The sequence below is a fragment of the Streptomyces sp. URMC 129 genome (assembly GCF_051386415.1).
Lineage (GTDB): Bacteria > Actinomycetota > Actinomycetes > Streptomycetales > Streptomycetaceae > Streptomyces.
In genome coordinates, this window is record NZ_JBPQTQ010000135.1 from 1 (window position 1) to 16,598 (window position 16,598).

Genomic DNA, 16,598 nt, shown 5'->3' on the forward strand with positions numbered 1-16,598 from the left:
CCGGCGCCGATCGCCGCGTCGAGCGAGGCCCGCCAGTCGTCGTCGCTCTCGCCGGGCGTGCCGTAGATCAGGTCCAGGTTCACGTGCTCGAAGCCCGCGGCGCGCGCCTCCCCGACGCACGCCTCGGGGCGGCCGGGGGTGTGGGTCCGCTCCAGCACGGCCAGCACGTGCCGCCGGGCGCTCTGCATGCCGAACGAGATCCGGTTGAAGCCCGCCTCCCGCAGTGCCGCCAGCGAGGCCGGGTCCACCGAGTCGGGGTTCGCCTCCGTCGTCACCTCCGCGTCCGCCGCGAGGCCGAACTCCTGCCGGACCGCGTCGAGCATCCGCCCCAGGTCGGCCGGCGGCAGCAGCGTCGGCGTGCCGCCGCCGACGAAGACCGTGCTGACCGGGCGCGGGTCGTCCCCCAGGACCTTGCGGGCCAGCCGGATCTCCTCGGCCAGGGTCTCCGCGTAGTTCTCCCGCGAGGCCAGGGCGCCGCCCGAGCCGCGCAGCTCGGCCGCCGTGTAGGTGTTGAAGTCGCAGTAGCCGCAGCGGGTCGCGCAGTACGGCACGTGCAGGTAGAACGCGAGCGGCTGGCCGGCGGCCCCGGCCAGGGCGGACGCGGGCAGCGCGCCGTCCTCGGGGACGGGTTCGCCGTCGGGGAGCGTGGAGGGCATGCCCCCATTGTCCGGCACCGCCGGACCGTCACCGCCGGGCAGCGCCTTCCCGGGTCGCGCCTCCCCCGGATACGGGTAATTTGGTCACAAAAGGTGGCATCCGGGAGGGCTCGCGGTGGCGATCTTCGACGCTCGTGCCGACGTGGTGGACGGCGCGGCCCTGCTGCTCGACGCCCGCGGCGCCATCGTGAGCTGGACCCGCGAGGCCGGGGACCTGCTCGGATACGCGGCCGACGAGGTGCTCGGCCGGGAGGCGGCGTTCCTGCTCGCGCCCGAGGACGCCGATCGCCTGCCCGTTCTCGCCGAGCGCTGCGTTGCGGAAGCCGGGAGGGGCACCGTTCCGGCCGTGATCGAAGGCGCCGTCGAGCCCCTTCCGAAGGCGTACCGACAGGGGATCGACGGCCGTCCGGCGGTTCCGCGACACGCTCCAGGGCCTGTCTCCCGGGATGGCGGGGCCCCTCCCGGGCGCCGGGCCGGGGGAGGAGCAGGCCGCGTCGTCCGGCTCCCCCAGGTCCCTCGGGGCCTGGGAGGTGACCCATGCGCCGCGGCACGGCACCGGGTCGCAGCCCGTACGGTGGGGTCACCGCCCGGCGTCCTCCCCACGGACCCGGTGTCCGGGAGGGGCCGCCGTGGCCCGGGAACATCCGGGGGACAGCGGTCCTAGGTGTACGGACCCGGGCCGGTCGGGCCGCCGACCGTGACGTGGTCGATCAGGTGCTCGACCGGGCCCAGCAGGCCCGGCTCCAGGTCCCGGTAGTCCCGGACCGCGCCCAGGATCCGCTGCCAGGCCGCGCCCGTGTTCTCCGGCCAGCCCAGGGCCCGGCACACGCCCGTCTTCCAGTCCTGGCCGCGCGGTACGTCCGGCCACCGGGCGATCCCGACGGAGGCCGGTTTCACGGCCGCCCAGATGTCGATGAACGGGTGGCCGACGACCAGCACGTGCGGGTCCGTGATCTCCGCCGCGATCCTCGACTCCTTCGAGCCCGGCACCAGGTGGTCCACCAGCACGCCGAGCCGGGCCGCCGCCGAGGGGCCGAAGTCGCGGACGACCGCCGACAGGTCGTCGACGCCCGCCAGGTACTCCACGACGACGCCCTCCACGCGCAGGTCGTCGCCCCACACCTTCTCGACCAGCTCCGCGTCGTGGCGGCCCTCCACGTAGATGCGCCCGGCGCGTGCGACCCGGGCGCGGGCGACGGGGACGGCGAGCGAGCCGGACGCGGTGCGGGCCGGGGCGGACGGCGCCCGGGTGGCGGCGCCGGCGGCGGGCCTGACCAGGGTGACGACCCGGCCCTCCAGCAGGAAGCCGCGCGGCTCCATCGGGAAGACCCGGTGCGCGCCGAACCGGTCCTCCAGCGTCACGGTCGGCCCCTGCGCCGTCTTCTCGCAGCGGATGACCGCGCCGCAGAAGCCGGTGGCGGCCTCCTCCACGACCAGGCCCGGGTCGGCGGGCACCTCGGGCACGGGCTTCGGCCGCTTCCACGGCGGCGTCAGATCAGGTCCGTACTGTCTGCTGCGCATGCCCTCATTCGATCACGGCGCGCCGCCGAACCGGCGGGCGAGCGTCTCCCGTTGGGCCAGCACGAAGGCCGCGTCCACCACCGCGCCGTGCCCCGGCACGTACCGGGCGTCCTGCCCGCCGAGCGCGAGCAGCCGGTCCAGCGCGGCCGGCCAGCGCGCCGGGTCGGCGTCGGGACCGGCCTGCGGCTCCCCGGACTCCTCGACCAGGTCGCCGCAGAACACCACGGGCGGCGTGCCGTCGCCGCCGCGCACCAGCACCGCCAGGTCGTGCGGGGAGTGCGCGGCGCCCAGGTCCGTCAGCACGGCCCGCCGCCCGCCGCCCAGGTCGACGGCGAGCTGCCCGTCCACCTCGTGCCAGGCCCGCGCGAGGGCGGTCGCGTCGGTCTCCGCCGCCGCCCGGTCGGCGCCGTGCCGGACCGCGTCCGCCGCCAGCGCCGCGCGCCCGCCGTCCGCCAGGTGCGCGCCGAGCCCGGCGGCCCCGTACGCCTCGGCCCCCGGGAAGGCCGCCAGGCCGAGGATGTGGTCGAAGTGCGGATGCGTGATCGCCACCCGCGTGACCGGGGCCCCGAGCAGGGCGCGGAGCCGCGCGGCGAGCCGCTCGGCGGCGGTCCGGGACGGCCCGGCGTCGATCAGCAGCACCCCGTCCGCCCCCGCCACCGCGCCCACCGTCTCGTCCCAGCCCGGCAGCCGGATCCGGAGGACGCCGGACGCGACCTCTTCCCAACTGGTCTCCATGCTGCGACGTTAACGTCTCGGGAGAACGTTGATGCAGGACTGCTCGTTCCCTGGCCGTGCTACCCGGCCGTACACTGGAGCAGGGTTGGCACTCGGAGCGGTGGAGTGCCAGGGCGGCAGTCGAACGGCCGGACGGGAGGTGTGCGGCATGCTCAGTGAGCGCAGGCTCGAGGTGTTGCGAGCCATCGTCCAGGACTATGTGGGCACGGAGGAGCCCGTCGGCTCCAAGGCCCTGACCGAGCGGCACAATCTGCAGGTCTCCCCGGCCACCGTGCGCAACGACATGGCGGCGCTGGAGGAGGAGGGGTACATCGCCCAGCCCCACACCAGCGCGGGCCGGGTGCCCACGGACAAGGGCTACCGGCTGTTCGTCGACAAGCTGGCCGACGTCAAGCCGCTGACCGCCCCCGAGCGCCGCGCCATCCAGAACTTCCTGGAGGGCGCCGTCGACCTCGACGACGTGGTGGGCCGCACGGTCCGGCTGCTGGCCCAGCTCACGCGGCAGGTGGCCGTCGTGCAGTACCCGTCGCTCAGCCGCTCGACCGTGCGCCACGTCGAGCTGCTGTCGCTGGCCCCGGCCCGGCTGATGCTGGTGCTGATCACGGACACCGGGCGGGTCGAGCAGCGCATGATCGACTGCCCCGCGCCCTTCGGCGAGACCTCGCTGGCCGATCTGCGGGCCCGGCTGAACAGCCGGATCGCGGGCGAGCGGTTCCCCGAGGTGCCGCGTCTGGTCGCGGATCTGCCGGATTCGTTCGACGTCGACGAGCGGGGGACGGTCTCGACGGTGCTGTCCACCTTGCTGGAGACTCTGGTGGAGGAGACCGAGGAGCGGCTGATGATCGGCGGCACGGCCAACCTGACCCGCTTCGCCCAGGATTTCCCGTTGACGATCCGGCCGGTGCTGGAAGCGCTGGAGGAGCAGGTCGTGCTCCTGAAGCTGCTCGGGGAGGCGAAGGACTCGGGTATGACGGTCCGTATCGGGCATGAGAACGCTCACGAGGGCCTGACGTCCACATCGGTCGTCTCGGTCGGTTACGGTTCAGGAGACGAGGCGGTCGCGAAGCTCGGCGTGGTCGGACCGACCCGCATGGACTACCCCGGAACGATGGGAGCGGTGCGCGCAGTGGCACGTTACGTCGGACAGATCCTCGCGGAGAACTAGGTGGCGGGCGACTACTACGCGATTCTCGGTGTGCAGCGGGACGCCTCCCAGGAAGAGATCAAGAAGGCGTTCCGCAGGCTTGCGCGCGAGCTGCACCCGGACGTGAATCCGGACCCGAAGACCCAGGAGCGGTTCAAGGAGATCAACACCGCGTACGAGGTGCTCTCCGATCCGCAGAAGAAACAGATGTACGACCTGGGCGGCGATCCGCTGGGCAGCGGCGCGTCGGCCGGTCCCGGGGCGGGCTTCGGCGGCGGCTTCGGGAACTTCTCGGACATCATGGACGCCTTCTTCGGCACCGCCTCGCAGCGCGGGCCGAAGTCCCGTACGCGGCGCGGCCAGGACGCCATGATCCGCCTGGAGATCGACCTCAACGAGGCGGCGTTCGGCACGACCAAGGAGATCCAGGTCGACACGGCCACCGTCTGCGGCACCTGCAACGGCGAGGGCGCGGCGCCCGGCACCTCGGCCCAGACGTGCGACATGTGCCGGGGGCGCGGCGAGATCTCCCAGGTCACGCGCTCGTTCCTGGGTCAGGTCATGACGTCGCGGCCGTGCCCGCAGTGCCAGGGCTTCGGCACGGTCGTGCCGACGCCGTGCCCCGAGTGCGCGGGCGACGGCCGGGTCCGTTCGCGGCGCACGCTGACGGTGAAGATCCCGGCCGGTGTGGACAACGGGACCCGCATCCAGCTCGCGGGCGAGGGCGAGGTCGGCCCCGGTGGCGGCCCGGCCGGTGACCTGTACGTGGAGATCCGCGAGAAGCCGCACCCCGTCTTCCAGCGCCGCGGCGACGACCTGCACTGCACGGTCACCATCCCCATGACGGCCGCCGCGCTGGGCACCAAGGTGCCGCTGGAGACGCTGGACGGCATGGAGGAGGTCGACATCCGGCCCGGCACGCAGTCCGGCCAGTCGATCCCGCTGCACGGCCGCGGCGTCTCGCACCTGCGCAGCACCGGGCGGGGCGATCTGGTGGTGCACGTGGAGGTGCAGACGCCCGCCAAGCTGGACCCGGAGCAGGAGGAGCTGCTGCGCCGCCTGGCCAAGCTGCGCGGTGAGGAGCGGCCGTTGGGCCAGTTCCAGCCGGGGCAGCAGGGGCTGTTCTCGCGTCTGAAGGACGCGTTCAACGGCCGGTGAGCACGGCCCCCGTTTTCCTGGCCGGGGCCGGGGTCGGCACGGCCGTCCCCGGGGGGACGGTCGCGCTCGACGGTCCCGAAGGGCGGCACGCGGTGTCGGTCCGCCGGTTGCGGGTCGGTGAGGCGGTCGTCCTCACCGACGGCGAGGGCGGCGGCGTGTCCGGCACGGTCGCGGCGGTCGAGGGCAAGGACCGGCTCCTGGTGACGGTGGCCGAGGTGCGGCACGACCCGCCGCCGAGGCCCGCGCTGACGGTCGTGCAGGCGCTGCCCAAGGGCGACCGGGGCGAGCTGGCCGTGGAGACCATGACGGAGACCGGGGTGGACGCCGTCGTGCCGTGGGCTGCGGCCCGCTGCGTCACGCAGTGGCGGGGCGAGCGCGGCGGGAAGGCCCTGGCGAAGTGGCGGGCCACGGCCCGGGAGGCGGCCAAGCAGTCCCGCCGCCTGCGGGTCCCGCGGGTCACGGACCTGATGTCGACGCGGCAGGTGGCCGACGTCCTGGCCGGGGCGGCGTTCGCGGCGGTGCTGCACGAGTCGGGCACGGAGCCGCTGGCCACGGCCCCGCTCCCGGCGGACGGCGAGATCGTCCTGGTGGTCGGCCCCGAGGGCGGCGTCGCACCGGAGGAGCTGGCGGCGTTCGCCGCGGCCGGCGCCGGGCCGTACCGCCTGGGCCCGACGGTCCTCCGCACCTCCACGGCGGGCACGGCCGCCGCAGCCCTGCTGCTGGGCCGGACGGGCCGCTGGGACTAGCTCGTTCCCGTCCGCGCCGGGGTCCGCGCCGGGGCCGTGGCCGGGGCCGTGGCCGGGTGGCCGCGCAGGAGGCCGATGCCCAGGGTGATCAGCCACAGGCTCCAGAGCACGTATCCGGCGAAGTTGGCCTGGTCGGCGCCGGGGGCGCCGAGGGGGACCAGGAGTCCGGCGAGGATCGGCGGCACGGAGGCCAGTGCCAGCGCGTCCGACGGCCGTCCGACGAGGGAGCGGCAGCGCCTGCACGACCTCGCCCTGCGGCTGCGCTCCCGCCTGCCGGCCCACCCCGGCGCCACCGCCGTGCTCCTCGGTGCCCCCATGGACGGGCCCCGCGCGCTCGCCCTCGGCGAGGCGCTGCTCGGCCTCCTCGCCGAGGCCGGCCTCGGTGAACGCGATGCCGCCCGCGCCTCCTACCTGCTGATCGTCTACGTCCTCGGCGCGATCGCCCTGGAGGCCGCCGAACTCGACCCCGGCCGGCCCGCCCCGCCCCGCCCGAGGCCGAACGCGTCGCGGCCCGCCGCGCGGCCTTCGACGCCGTCCCCGCGGAGACCTACCCGCGCACGGCCGCCGGCGCGGACGTCATGGCCCGTTTCATCACCACCGAGCAGTTCCGCTGGGGCCTGGACCGCGTCCTCGACGGCCTCGTCCCGCCGGCCCCCTGATCAGAGGCGGGCGCCCTCCTCGTAGCGGCGGAGCCGGCGGCGGGCCCAGGCGAGCAGCTCCGTCGTGAGGGGGGTGTCGTGGCGGTTCAGGCGGGCCCGGATCAGGCGCTCGGCCGCGTCGGCGGTCGCGCCGCCGCTCGTGATGTCCTGGCCCCGGACCAGGAGTTCGGCCACCGCGCGCTTGGTGGCGTCCAGCCGGTACGCGTGTTCGTGCCGCAGCAGCTCGCGGGCCAGCGCGCAGCGGTCGTCCGTGATCTCGCCGGGGCGGCTGAGCCAGGACGTCAGCCACAGGTGCAGGCGGGCGGCCACGACCAGGTCGGGCGGGCAGGTGCGGGCGATCTCCAGCGCGCCCTTCAGGTCGGGGCCCGCCGTGCCCCAGACCAGCTCGTACATCAGGAGCAGGGTGTCCGGGTCGGTCGGCCTGCCCTCCGGCAGCCGGGCCGCCAGCACCCGGTACAGGCCGGTGCCGTGGAGCTGGTGCGGGCGTCCGCGCAGCCGCTCCGCCGCCAGGCGGAGCCGCTCCGGTGTGCTGGGCGGCGGGCTCTGCGGCAGCGGGCCCGAGCGTCCGGGCAGCTCCCGCAGCCAGACGCGGGCCGCCTTCGCCACCCAGGGGTCCGGCTCGGCCGGGCTGCCGTCGCCGCCGAGGCCGTCGTGCACCCGGAAGCGCCGCAGCGTCTCGTGGTCCTTGCGGTCGAACTCGCTGTCCGGGCCGACGCCGACGATCTGCTGCCGCGCCTCGTACGGGCGCCGGGCGCGCGTGGTGAACGTCAGGGACCTGGCGTGTGCCTCGTCCACAAAGCGGTGCAGGAAGCGGCAGGCGAGCGCGACCCACAGCGCGACGGCGGACTGCTCCTCCTCGGCCACGACGATCGGCGGTCCGGGCGCCGGGCCGGTGAACAGGCGGCGGACGTCGCTGAGGAAGGCGATCATGCGGGCCTGCCGGGCCCGCGCGAAGTCCGCCAGGCGGCCGTCGGTGATCTCCATGGCCGGGCGCGGCACGGTGTCGGCGGGCCGGGCGGGGCGCCAGGTGGGGGAGCGCCACAGGTCGATGGGCCACATCGCGGGCAGGTCGACGGCGGCGCCGTTCGGCAGGAACAGCACGTCGGCCTCGCCGCCCTTGGCGGGGGTGTGGCACAGCACCGCGCCGCCGTCGCCGGGCAGCCGCGCGTAGCTCAGGGAGTCACCGGGGGCCGGAGCCGAGGCGGCCACCAGCGGTGCCAGCACGGTCGACAGGCCGGCCGGGGCGGGCGGCCCGACCGGGATGTGGCGCGCGGAGACCTCACCGCTGCCGGGATCGACGGCGACGGTGAAGCGGAGCCTGCGGATGACGTGGCCCGCGTGCATCGGCTTCGTATCCTCCTGGGCCGCGGCATCGACTGTGACGCCGCGCTGGGCTCCAGTTTCGCGAAAACATCGCGGAATCCGCAGGTCCTTGGCGGAATCTTTTCCCAGTGGTAATGATCAGCGACCGGGCCGCGGCGCGTTCAGCGGCTCCTCCAGGGGCTCCCTCAGCGGCAGGATCCAGTCCGCGTGACCCCACCACGGCAGGGAGACCCGGGACAGATCGGCCTCGGGGTCGATCAGCAGCGCGGGGTCGCGGCCGTTGAGCGACACCCAGGCGCGCACCGTGACCCGGGCGCCGCCGAACTCCCGGGAGAGGAAGCGGGCGAAGAGCACGATCCGCTCGGGGCTGCCCGCGAGGCGGGCCTCCTGCTCGGGCGTCAGATAGTCGGCGGTGTCGACCCACCACGCGCGCCGGCCGTCGTCGACGGCGAAGGCGGCGGTGCCCTCCTTGCCGCGCAGCATCATGTGCCAGGCGTAACGGTGGCCCTCCTCCGTCCAGTTGGCCGGGCCGGGGATGAGGAGGTGGCGCAGCGGCAGCAGCACCTGGACCGCCGCCCAGGCCGCGAGGGCCAGGGCCAGGGCGGGCGCCATCCGGGCCGGGGCGGGCGCGGGCGCCGCCGGGGCCGCCGGGCTCGCGGTGCTCGCGGTGCTCGCCGGGGGGGAGGCCGGTCAGCCGGTGCCGCAGGCGCGCGGGCCAGTCGGGCGGGAAGAAGACGGTGGTCGCCGCGATCATCAGCCACGGAAAGACGAACAGGCCCCACAGCCGGGCGTTGGCCAGGTGGAAGCAGACGGCGGCGGCGAACGCGTACGGGCGCGTGCGGCGGTGCGACAGCAGGCCGACGACCGCCAGATCGAAGACCAGCGAGCCGTACGCCATCCCCAGGACGACCGGCTCCCGCGTGAAGAACCGGCCCACGAGGGGGACGTCGGTGCGGTCGGCGAGCCAGCCCCGCAGCGGCTCCCCGCGCAGCCAGTCGCCGTTGAGCTTGGCCAGGCCGCCGAAGACGTACGGCACGCCGATCTGGAACCGCAGCAGCCACACCACCCACGCGGGCACGGTGGGCGACGCCACGGCCGGGCGCCGGAGCGCGTCCAGCGACCAACGGGCGTGCAGCGGAAGGAAGATCATCAGGAAGGACAGCAGCGACAGCAGGTACTCGTGGTTCTGGTAGAACGACGAGTCCAGCAGGAACACATAGGTGGTCAGCGCGCAGAACACCGCGCACGCCGCCCGGTACCAGAGCCCGGCCGCGATCAGCAGCCCGGTGACGATCATCCCGCCGTACACCGCGCGCAGCCACGGCCCGGACGGCGGCCGGACGAACGTCAGCGGCGGATAGCCGAAGTGGAAGGCGGCGTCCGTGTAGTAGGCGTCCGCCAGATCCGGCAGATACAGCCACGCGTTGACGGCGACGGCGATCCCGAACGCGGCCCGGAAGACGGCGGGACCGGCCGCGCTGACCCCCAACGCCCCGGCCACGCACACGCGTTCTCCCCGCACCCGGCGCATCCTAGGCCGTGCCACGCGGGGCGCCGGGCGTGGGGCGGGGCGGCGGCGGGCAGCGGGTAGCATCCGGGGGGTACGCGTGCGACGACGCCTTTCGAGGAGGGCCCCGGCGATGGCGGGAGACGCGGGAGAACCGCAGGCCGACTGCCTGTTCTGCAAGATCGTGTCGGGCGACGTGCCGGCGACGATCGTCCGGGAGACGGCGACCACCGTCGCGTTCCGGGACATAAACCCGCAGGCGCCCTGCCACGTCCTGGTCATCCCCCGGGTCCACTACCCGGACGCCGCCTCCCTGGCAGCCGCCGAGCCCGCGGTGGCCGCCGACGTGCTGCGGGAGGCGGGCGAGGTGGCCGCCGAGGAGGAGGTCGACGGCCACGGGTACCGCGTGGTGTTCAACACCGGCGCCGGCGCGGGCCAGACCGTCTTCCACGCGCACGCCCACGTGCTGGCCGGGCGCGGCCTGGCCTGGCCGCCCGGCTAGGCGCCGCCCCCGTGGCCGCGCGTGAGCTGGTCGTGCTGGGCACGGCCAGCCAGGTGCCCACCCGGCACCGCAACCACAACGGGTACGTGCTGCGCTGGGACACCGAGGCGATCCTCTTCGACCCCGGCGAGGGCACCCAGCGGCAGATGCTGCTGGCCGGGATCAGCGCGCACGACCTCACCCGGATCTGCGTCACGCACTTCCACGGCGACCACTCGCTCGGCCTGGCGGGGGTGGTCCAGCGCATCAGCCTCGACCAGGTGCCGCACGCCGTGCCCGCCCACTATCCGGCGAGCGGCCAGGAGTTCTTCGACCGGCTGCGGCACGCCACGGCCTACCGCGACACCGCGCGCGTGACGGCCCGGCCGGTGACCGGCGAGGGGGTGCTCGACCGGTCCCCGGCGTTCACGCTGACCGCTCACCGGCTGTCCCACCCGGTCGAGACCTTCGGCTACCGGCTGACCGAGCCGGACGGCCGCCGGATGCTGCCGGACCGGCTCGCCGCGCACGGCATCGCGGGCCCGGACGTGGGGCGGCTCCAGCGCGAGGGGCACCTGCGCGGCGTCCCCCTGGCGGCGGTCAGCGCCGAACGGCCGGGCCAGCGCTTCGCGTTCGTCATGGACACCCGGCTGTGCGACGGGGTGTACGCGCTGGCCGAGGGATGCGACCTGCTGGTCATCGAGTCCACCTTCCTGCGCGCGGACACCGCGCTGGCCCACGAGTACGGCCACCTCACCGCCGGGCAGGCGGCCCGCGCCGCCGCCGAGAGCGGGGTGCGGCACCTGGTCCTGACCCACTTCTCGCAGCGCTACCCGGATCCCGAGCCGTTCGCGCGGGAGGCCAGGGAGGCCGGGTTCGAGGGCGGACTCACCGTCGCCGAGGACCTCATGCGCGTCCCGGTGCCGAGCCGGCGGGTGCCGGGAGCCGGCTAGGGCCTGTCTTCCGGGTCTTCGCCGGGTCACGACGCTCCCCCGGCCTGGCGGCTGGGAGGTGCCCCCACCGTACGAGCTGCGATCCGGCGCCTTGCCGGCGCATGGGGGTACCTCCCGGGCCCCCGAGGGGCCCGGGGGAGCCAGACCCCGCGGCCTGATCCTCCCCCGGACCGGCGTCCGGGAGGTGCCCCCACGATCCGGAAGACAGGCCCTGGGGGCCCGTTCCCCGGGGCGTGGCGGTCAGCGTCCGGGCACCGCCGCGGCGTCGATGATGCGGGCGGCGACGGCGGGGGAGTCGACCAGCGGGTGCAGGGCGAGGGCGCGCAGGGCGGCGGACCGCGAGCCGGTGACGGCGGCCTCGATCGTGGCCCGTTCCACCGCCTTGACCTGGAGCATCAGGCCCAGCTCCGGCAGTCCGGGCGACAGGCCGGGCACCGGGTGGGCGCCGTGGGCGTCGACGTCGCAGACGGTCTCGACGATCGCGTCGTCGGGGAGGGCCGGGACGGCGCCCGCGTTGCGGACGTTGAGGATCAGGCGGGCCCGCCGGTCGCCGGCGATCGCGCGCATCAGGTCCAGCGCCACCCGCTCGTAGCCGCCGCCCTCCAGATCGCAGCTGTCGCGCTGCCAGCCGCCGGTGGCGGCACGGCCCTCGGCGCCGTACGTCTCCTCGCGCTCCCGGCGCGTGCGCTCCCACAGTTCCGGCGCGCGCTCCGGCTCGCGCTCCGCCGCCGCGAAGAAGGCGCGCTGCTGCCGGTCGAGGAACTCGCCGCGCGTCTCGGCGGCCTCGCGGGCCGCTGCCAGCGTCTCCCGGCCGAAGTAGTAGTAGTGCAGGTACTCGTTGGGCAGGATGCCCAGCGCCCGCAGCCACGCCGCGCCGAACAGCCGGCCCTCCTCGAACGACGCCAGCGCCGCGTCGTCCGCCAGCAGCCCCGGCAGCAGGTCGGTGCCGCGGTGCGTCAACGACTGGAGCCAGCCGAGGTGGTTGAGGCCGACGTAGCCGAACGACACCTCGGCCGGGTCGGCGCCCGCCGCCCGCGCCGCGCGCCGGACCAGGCCCACCGGCGAGTCGCAGATGCCGATCACCCGGTGCCCCAGCTCGGCCGCCATCGCCTCGGTCACCATCCCGGCCGGATTGGTGAAATTGATCAGCCACGCGTCGGGCGCCAGCGCGCGGACCCGTGCCGCGATCCGCCGCGCCACCGGGATCGTGCGCAGCCCGTACAGCACGCCGCCCGCGCCGACCGTCTCCTGCCCGAGCACCCCCTCGGCCAGCGGCACCCGCTCGTCGCGCACCCGCCCGGCCGTGCCGCCCACCCGCACCGCGCAGAACACGAAGTCCGCGCCGCGCACCGCGTCGTCCAGCGACTCCGCGATCCGCACCGCGGGCGCGTCCGGCACCCCCGCCGCCTGGGCGGCGAGCACCGAGGCGATCACCCGGGCCCGGCCCGGGGCCGTGTCGTACAGCGTCACCTCCGAGCAGCGGGCGGACGCGTCACGACCGGCCGTTGTCAGTAGCGCCCGGTATACCAGGGGGACGCGGAAGCCGCCGCCTCCGATGATCGAGAGCCTCATGAGGCGGAACGTACCGTAGATACCGGCCACGACCACGACCGGAGCCAGAAGGTGACCATCGACAACATCGACCCGCTCGCCGCGGTGCGCGCCCCCGGGGACCCGTCCTGCGACGTGTACCTGACCGGGACCGTGTTCCTGGACATCATCTTCACGGGGCTGGACTCCGCGCCCGTGCGCGGCACCGAGTCCTGGGCCAGGGGGATGGGGTCCAGCCCCGGCGGGGTGGCGAACATGGCGACGGCCCTGGCCCGGCTCGGCCTGCGCACCAGCCTGGCGGCGGCGTTCGGCGACGACAAGTACGGGGAGTACTGCTGGGAGACGCTGGAGCAGGGCGAGGGCATCGATCTGTCCCGGTCCCGGATGGTCCCCGGCTGGCACTCGCCGGTGACCGTCTCCATGGCGTACGACGGCGAGCGCACCATGGTGTCGCACGGCCACGAGGCGCCGCTGCCCGAGGAGGCGCCGGACGGGCGGTGCCCACCGCCGGCCCGTTCCTGCGTGGCGTCGCTGCGGGCGGGGGAGCGGCAGGAGTGGATCGGGGAGGCGGCCCGCGCCGGAAGCCTGATCTTCGCCGACACCGGCTGGGACGAGACGGGCGCCTGGGACCTGGCGGCGCTGCCGGACCTGGAGCACTGCGAGGCGTTCCTGCCCAACGCCGCCGAGGCCATGCGCTACACGCGCGCCGACTCGCCGCGGGCCGCCGCGCACGCGCTGACCGCGGTGGTGCCGCTGGCCGTGGTCACCATGGGCGCCGACGGGGCGTACGCGGTGGACGGCCGCACCGGGGAGACCGCCGAGGTGCCCGCCATCCTCGTGGAGCCGCTGGACACCACGGGCGCGGGCGACGTCTTCATGGCCGGGTTCGTCACCGGCACGCTGGCCGGGTGGCCGCTGGCGGACCGGCTGGCGCTGGCCGGGCTGACGGCGGCGCTGTCGGTGCAGGAGTTCGGCGGCTCGCTCTCCGCGCCGGACTGGGTGGAGGTGGCGTCCTGGTGGCGGCGGGTGCGCGAGCTGACCCCGGAGGACGAGCCGCTCGGCGGGGGCCTGGAGCGGTACGCGTTCCTGTCGGGCCTGCTGCCCGGCGCCGGCCGGGGGATGTGCCCGCGGCGGCGCGCGGTGCCGACGCTGGGCTTCCGGGGCTGAGGCGGTGCGCCGCCCACGGACAAGGCCGCAGCGAACAGGGCTGATCGCGCTCCGTAATTTCCTGTGGCTCGGCCGGTTTCGCGTCGTACCCTGGGATTCCGGTACTCCAGTGCAGAGAGGGATGAGCAGGTCCGCAGCGGGCCGCCCATGACACAAACACCGACACACCAGCCGGCGGCCCCCGCCGCCGAAGCGACCGCCCGGTTCACCGTGCCGGCGAAGCACCCGATGGTCACGGTGCTCGGTTCCGGCGACGCGCTGCTGCGCGTCATCGAGAAGGCGTTCCCCGCGACGGACATCCACGTCCGGGGCAACGAGATCAGCGCCACCGGCGAGCGGGCCGAAGTGGAGCTGGTCCAGCGTCTGTTCGACGAGATGATGCTCGTCCTGCGCACCGGTCAGCCCCTCACGGAGGACGCCGTCGAGCGGTCGATCGCCATGCTGCGGGGCGCGGACGGCGGCGCCGGCGCCACCAGCCCGGCCCAGGTCCTCACCCAGAACATCCTGTCGAACCGCGGCAAGACGATCCGCCCCAAGACGCTGAACCAGAAGCGCTACGTCGACGCCATCGACGCGCACACGATCGTCTTCGGCATCGGCCCGGCCGGCACCGGCAAGACGTACCTGGCGATGGCCAAGGCCGTGCAGGCGCTCCAGTCCAAGCAGGTCAACCGGATCATCCTGACCCGCCCCGCCGTCGAGGCGGGCGAGCGCCTCGGCTTCCTGCCCGGCACGCTGTACGAGAAGATCGACCCCTATCTGCGCCCGCTCTACGACGCGCTGCACGACATGCTCGACCCCGACTCGATCCCGCGGCTGCTCAGCGCGGGCACGATCGAGGTCGCGCCGCTGGCGTACATGCGCGGCCGGACGCTGAACGACGCGTTCATCATCCTGGACGAGGCCCAGAACACGAACGCCGAGCAGATGAAGATGTTCCTCACCCGGCTCGGCTTCGAATCGAAGATCGTGATCACGGGCGACGTCACCCAGGTCGACCTGCCGACCGGCACCAAGAGCGGCCTGCGGCAGGTGCAGGACATCCTGCAGGACGTGGACGACGTCCACTTCTCCCGGCTCACCAGCCAGGACGTGGTCCGCCACAAGCTGGTCGGCCGCATTGTGGACGCCTACGACCGCTACGACGACCGGAACGGAAAGTAGCCGCCCGTCATCATGGCGATCGATGTCAACAACGAATCCGGCGTGGAGATCGACGAGCGGTCCATCCTGGACATCGCCCGCTACGCCCTGGCCCGGATGCGCATCCACCCGCTCTCCGAGCTGTCCGTGATCGCGGTGGACGAGGCGGCCATGGAGCAGCTCCATCTCCAGTGGATGGAGCTGCCCGGGCCGACCGACGTGATGTCGTTCCCGATGGACGAGCTGCGGCCCCCGTCCCGGGACGACGAGGAGCCCGTCCAGGGCCTGCTGGGCGACGTGGTGCTGTGCCCGCAGGTGGCCAGGAAGCAGGGTGAGCAGGCCCCGACCCGGCACTCCATGGACGACGAGCTCCAGCTCCTCACCGTCCACGGTGTGCTGCACCTGCTCGGGTACGACCACGAGGAGCCCATGGAGAAGGCCGAGATGTTCGGCCTCCAGAAGGCCATCGTCGACGGCTGGCGCGCCGAGCGCGGCCTGACGGGGCCGTCCCCGGCCCCGACCACGACATGACCGGCTCCCTGCTCGTCGCCGTCGTGGCCCTGCTCGTCGTGGCCTGGCTGGCGTCCTGCGCGGAGGCCGGTCTGGCGATGATCACCGGCTTCCGCGCCGAGGAGGCCGTGCGCGCCGGGCGGCGCGGCGCGGCCCGCCTCGCGGTGGCCGCCGCCGACCCGACCCGCTACCTCAACCTGGCGCTGCTGCTGCGCGTCGCCAGCGAGATGGGCGCGGCGGTGCTGGTGGCGCACGCCTGCCTGAAGGAGTTCGGCGAGGTCTGGCAGGCGCTGACCGTGGCGTTCGGCGTGATGGTGCTGCTGTCGTTCGTGGCGGTCGGGGTGTCGCCCCGCACGATCGGCCGCCAGCACCCGCTGAACACGACGACCGCCGCGGCGTACGTGCTGGTGCCGCTGGCGCGGGTGCTGGGCCCGCTGACGCAGTTCCTGATCATCCTGGGCAACGCGCTGACCCCGGGGAAGGGCTTCCGCAAGGGGCCGTTCGCCTCGGAGGCGGAGCTGCGCGCGATGGTCGACCTGGCGGAGCGGGAGTCGCTGATCGAGGACGAGGAGCGCCGGATGGTGCACTCGGTCTTCGAGCTGGGCGACACGCTGGTGCGCGAGGTGATGGTGCCGCGCACCGACCTGGTGACCATCGACCGGCACAAGACGCTGCGGCAGGCCCTGACGCTGGCGCTGCGCTCGGGCTTCTCCCGGATCCCGGTCACGGGCGAGAGCGACGACGACATCGTCGGCATCGCGTACCTGAAGGACCTGACGCGGAAGGTGCACGACAGCCGGGCGGCGGAGGCCGAGCTGGTCGAGACGGTGATGCGGGCGGCCACGTTCGTGCCCGACACGAAGAACGCGGGCGATCTGCTGCGCGAGATGCAGCGGGACCACACGCACGCGGCCGTCGTGATCGACGAGTACGGCGGCACGGCCGGTCTGGTGACGATCGAGGACATCCTGGAGGAGATCGTCGGGGAGATCACCGACGAGTACGACACGGAGCTGCCGCCGGTCGAGGCACTGGGCGACGGCGTGCACCGCGTCACCGCCCGGCTGGACCTGGGCGCGCTGGGCGAGCTGTACGGGCTGCGGCTGGACGACGAGGACGTGGAGACGGTCGGCGGCCTGCTGGCCAAGGCCCTGGGCCGGGTCCCGATCGCGGGCGCCAGGGCGGTGGTGGACGTCTCCTCGGAGCAGAGTCTGACGACGTTCGCCGGGCCGCCCGCGGCCCTGCGCCTGACGGCGGAGTCGGCGGCGGGCCGCCGCAACCGGATCGACCGCGTCCTGGTCGAGCCGATCCCCGCCACCCCGCCCGCCGACAGCACCCCGGCCC

At 74.6% G+C, this 16,598-nt stretch carries 18 protein-coding genes and 1 pseudogene; 11 read left to right on the plus strand and 8 right to left on the minus strand.

Annotated features, from left to right (window positions below):
* Positions 1–656, minus strand: a 656-nt coding sequence (locus ACSNOC_RS23280; RefSeq protein ID WP_436749508.1) for a coproporphyrinogen-III oxidase family protein, incomplete at its 3' end; no start/stop codon positions are given.
* 187 nt (positions 657–843) lie between these two features.
* Between ACSNOC_RS23280 and ACSNOC_RS23285 the strand changes: the two genes are divergently transcribed.
* Positions 844–1,320: a hypothetical protein gene (locus tag ACSNOC_RS23285; protein ID WP_436749523.1), complete on the plus strand. Its 477-nt coding sequence runs from the start codon at positions 844–846 to the stop codon at positions 1,318–1,320.
* Here ACSNOC_RS23285 and ACSNOC_RS23290 read toward each other — a convergent pair.
* On the minus strand, positions 1,317–2,177 hold the full coding sequence (locus ACSNOC_RS23290) for a DUF3097 domain-containing protein (RefSeq protein ID WP_436749509.1): 861 nt from the start codon (positions 2,175–2,177) through the stop codon (positions 1,317–1,319). The two genes, ACSNOC_RS23285 and ACSNOC_RS23290, sit on opposite strands and share 4 nt — an antisense overlap.
* A gap of 12 nt (positions 2,178–2,189) precedes the next feature.
* The gene (locus ACSNOC_RS23295; RefSeq protein WP_436749510.1) at positions 2,190–2,912 is read right to left on the minus strand and encodes an MBL fold metallo-hydrolase; all 723 of its coding nucleotides are present in this window, start codon (positions 2,910–2,912) and stop codon (positions 2,190–2,192) included.
* Between the two features lie 148 nt (positions 2,913–3,060).
* Here ACSNOC_RS23295 and hrcA point away from each other — a divergent pair, with 148 nt between their 5' ends.
* The 3 genes from hrcA to ACSNOC_RS23310 are packed head-to-tail and all read left to right on the plus strand — an operon-like array spanning position 3,061 to position 5,960.
* Positions 3,061–4,077 (plus strand): heat-inducible transcriptional repressor HrcA, encoded by a 1,017-nt coding sequence (hrcA, locus tag ACSNOC_RS23300; protein WP_436749511.1) that lies wholly within the window; start codon positions 3,061–3,063, stop codon positions 4,075–4,077.
* Entirely contained in the window at positions 4,078–5,214 is a 1,137-nt protein-coding gene (gene dnaJ / locus ACSNOC_RS23305) for a molecular chaperone DnaJ (protein ID WP_436749512.1), read from the plus strand. It begins immediately after the preceding gene.
* Positions 5,211–5,960, plus strand: a complete 750-nt coding sequence (locus ACSNOC_RS23310; RefSeq protein WP_436749513.1) for a 16S rRNA (uracil(1498)-N(3))-methyltransferase — start codon at positions 5,211–5,213, stop codon at positions 5,958–5,960. The genes dnaJ and ACSNOC_RS23310 overlap by 4 nt, the downstream gene beginning before the upstream one ends.
* Here the strand turns inward: ACSNOC_RS23310 and ACSNOC_RS23315 are convergent.
* Positions 5,957–6,253, minus strand: a complete 297-nt coding sequence (locus ACSNOC_RS23315; RefSeq protein ID WP_436749525.1) for a hypothetical protein — start codon at positions 6,251–6,253, stop codon at positions 5,957–5,959. The two genes, ACSNOC_RS23310 and ACSNOC_RS23315, sit on opposite strands and share 4 nt — an antisense overlap.
* Between ACSNOC_RS23315 and ACSNOC_RS23320 the strand changes: the two genes are divergently transcribed.
* Positions 6,231–6,644, plus strand: coding sequence for a TetR/AcrR family transcriptional regulator C-terminal domain-containing protein (locus ACSNOC_RS23320; protein ID WP_436749524.1), 414 nt, complete (start codon positions 6,231–6,233; stop codon positions 6,642–6,644). The genes ACSNOC_RS23315 and ACSNOC_RS23320 overlap by 23 nt on opposite strands.
* On the opposite strand, the gene ACSNOC_RS23325 is transcribed toward ACSNOC_RS23320, so the two are convergent.
* The 3 genes and pseudogenes from ACSNOC_RS23325 to ACSNOC_RS23335 form a co-directional block, all read right to left on the minus strand.
* Entirely contained in the window at positions 6,620–7,963 is a 1,344-nt protein-coding gene (locus tag ACSNOC_RS23325) for a GTPase-associated protein 1-related protein (RefSeq protein WP_436749514.1), read from the minus strand. The two genes, ACSNOC_RS23320 and ACSNOC_RS23325, sit on opposite strands and share 25 nt — an antisense overlap.
* 117 nt (positions 7,964–8,080) lie before the next feature.
* Positions 8,081–8,554, minus strand: a complete 474-nt coding sequence (locus ACSNOC_RS23330) for a hypothetical protein (protein ID WP_436749515.1) — start codon at positions 8,552–8,554, stop codon at positions 8,081–8,083.
* A gap of 163 nt (positions 8,555–8,717) precedes the next feature.
* Positions 8,718–9,698 (minus strand): annotated as a pseudogene (locus ACSNOC_RS23335) (HTTM domain-containing protein); the annotation flags it as partial.
* Here ACSNOC_RS23335 and ACSNOC_RS23340 point away from each other — a divergent pair.
* Both ACSNOC_RS23340 and ACSNOC_RS23345 read left to right on the plus strand, forming a co-directional pair.
* A complete protein-coding gene (locus ACSNOC_RS23340; RefSeq protein WP_436749516.1) occupies positions 9,583–9,951 on the plus strand; it encodes an HIT domain-containing protein in 369 nt (122 codons plus the stop codon). The pseudogene ACSNOC_RS23335 and the gene ACSNOC_RS23340 overlap by 116 nt on opposite strands.
* Before the next feature lie 11 nt (positions 9,952–9,962).
* On the plus strand, positions 9,963–10,883 hold the full coding sequence (locus ACSNOC_RS23345) for a ribonuclease Z (protein WP_436749517.1): 921 nt from the start codon (positions 9,963–9,965) through the stop codon (positions 10,881–10,883).
* 240 nt (positions 10,884–11,123) lie between these two features.
* On the opposite strand, the gene ACSNOC_RS23350 is transcribed toward ACSNOC_RS23345, so the two are convergent.
* Positions 11,124–12,455: a 6-phospho-beta-glucosidase gene (locus ACSNOC_RS23350; RefSeq protein ID WP_436749518.1), complete on the minus strand. Its 1,332-nt coding sequence runs from the start codon at positions 12,453–12,455 to the stop codon at positions 11,124–11,126.
* A 51-nt stretch (positions 12,456–12,506) separates the two neighbouring features.
* Here ACSNOC_RS23350 and ACSNOC_RS23355 point away from each other — a divergent pair, with 51 nt between their 5' ends.
* From ACSNOC_RS23355 to ACSNOC_RS23370, 4 genes are all read left to right on the plus strand, one after another.
* Positions 12,507–13,601, plus strand: a complete 1,095-nt coding sequence (locus ACSNOC_RS23355) for a PfkB family carbohydrate kinase (RefSeq protein ID WP_436749519.1) — start codon at positions 12,507–12,509, stop codon at positions 13,599–13,601.
* A gap of 147 nt (positions 13,602–13,748) precedes the next feature.
* Positions 13,749–14,765, plus strand: a complete 1,017-nt coding sequence (locus tag ACSNOC_RS23360; protein ID WP_436749520.1) for a PhoH family protein — start codon at positions 13,749–13,751, stop codon at positions 14,763–14,765.
* 12 nt (positions 14,766–14,777) lie between these two features.
* Complete coding sequence (ybeY, locus tag ACSNOC_RS23365) at positions 14,778–15,275, plus strand: rRNA maturation RNase YbeY (protein ID WP_436749521.1); 498 nt, start codon at positions 14,778–14,780, stop codon at positions 15,273–15,275.
* Positions 15,272–16,598 (plus strand): hemolysin family protein (locus ACSNOC_RS23370; RefSeq protein ID WP_436749522.1); only part of this gene is annotated, 1,327 nt, incomplete at its 3' end. The genes ybeY and ACSNOC_RS23370, both read left to right, overlap by 4 nt.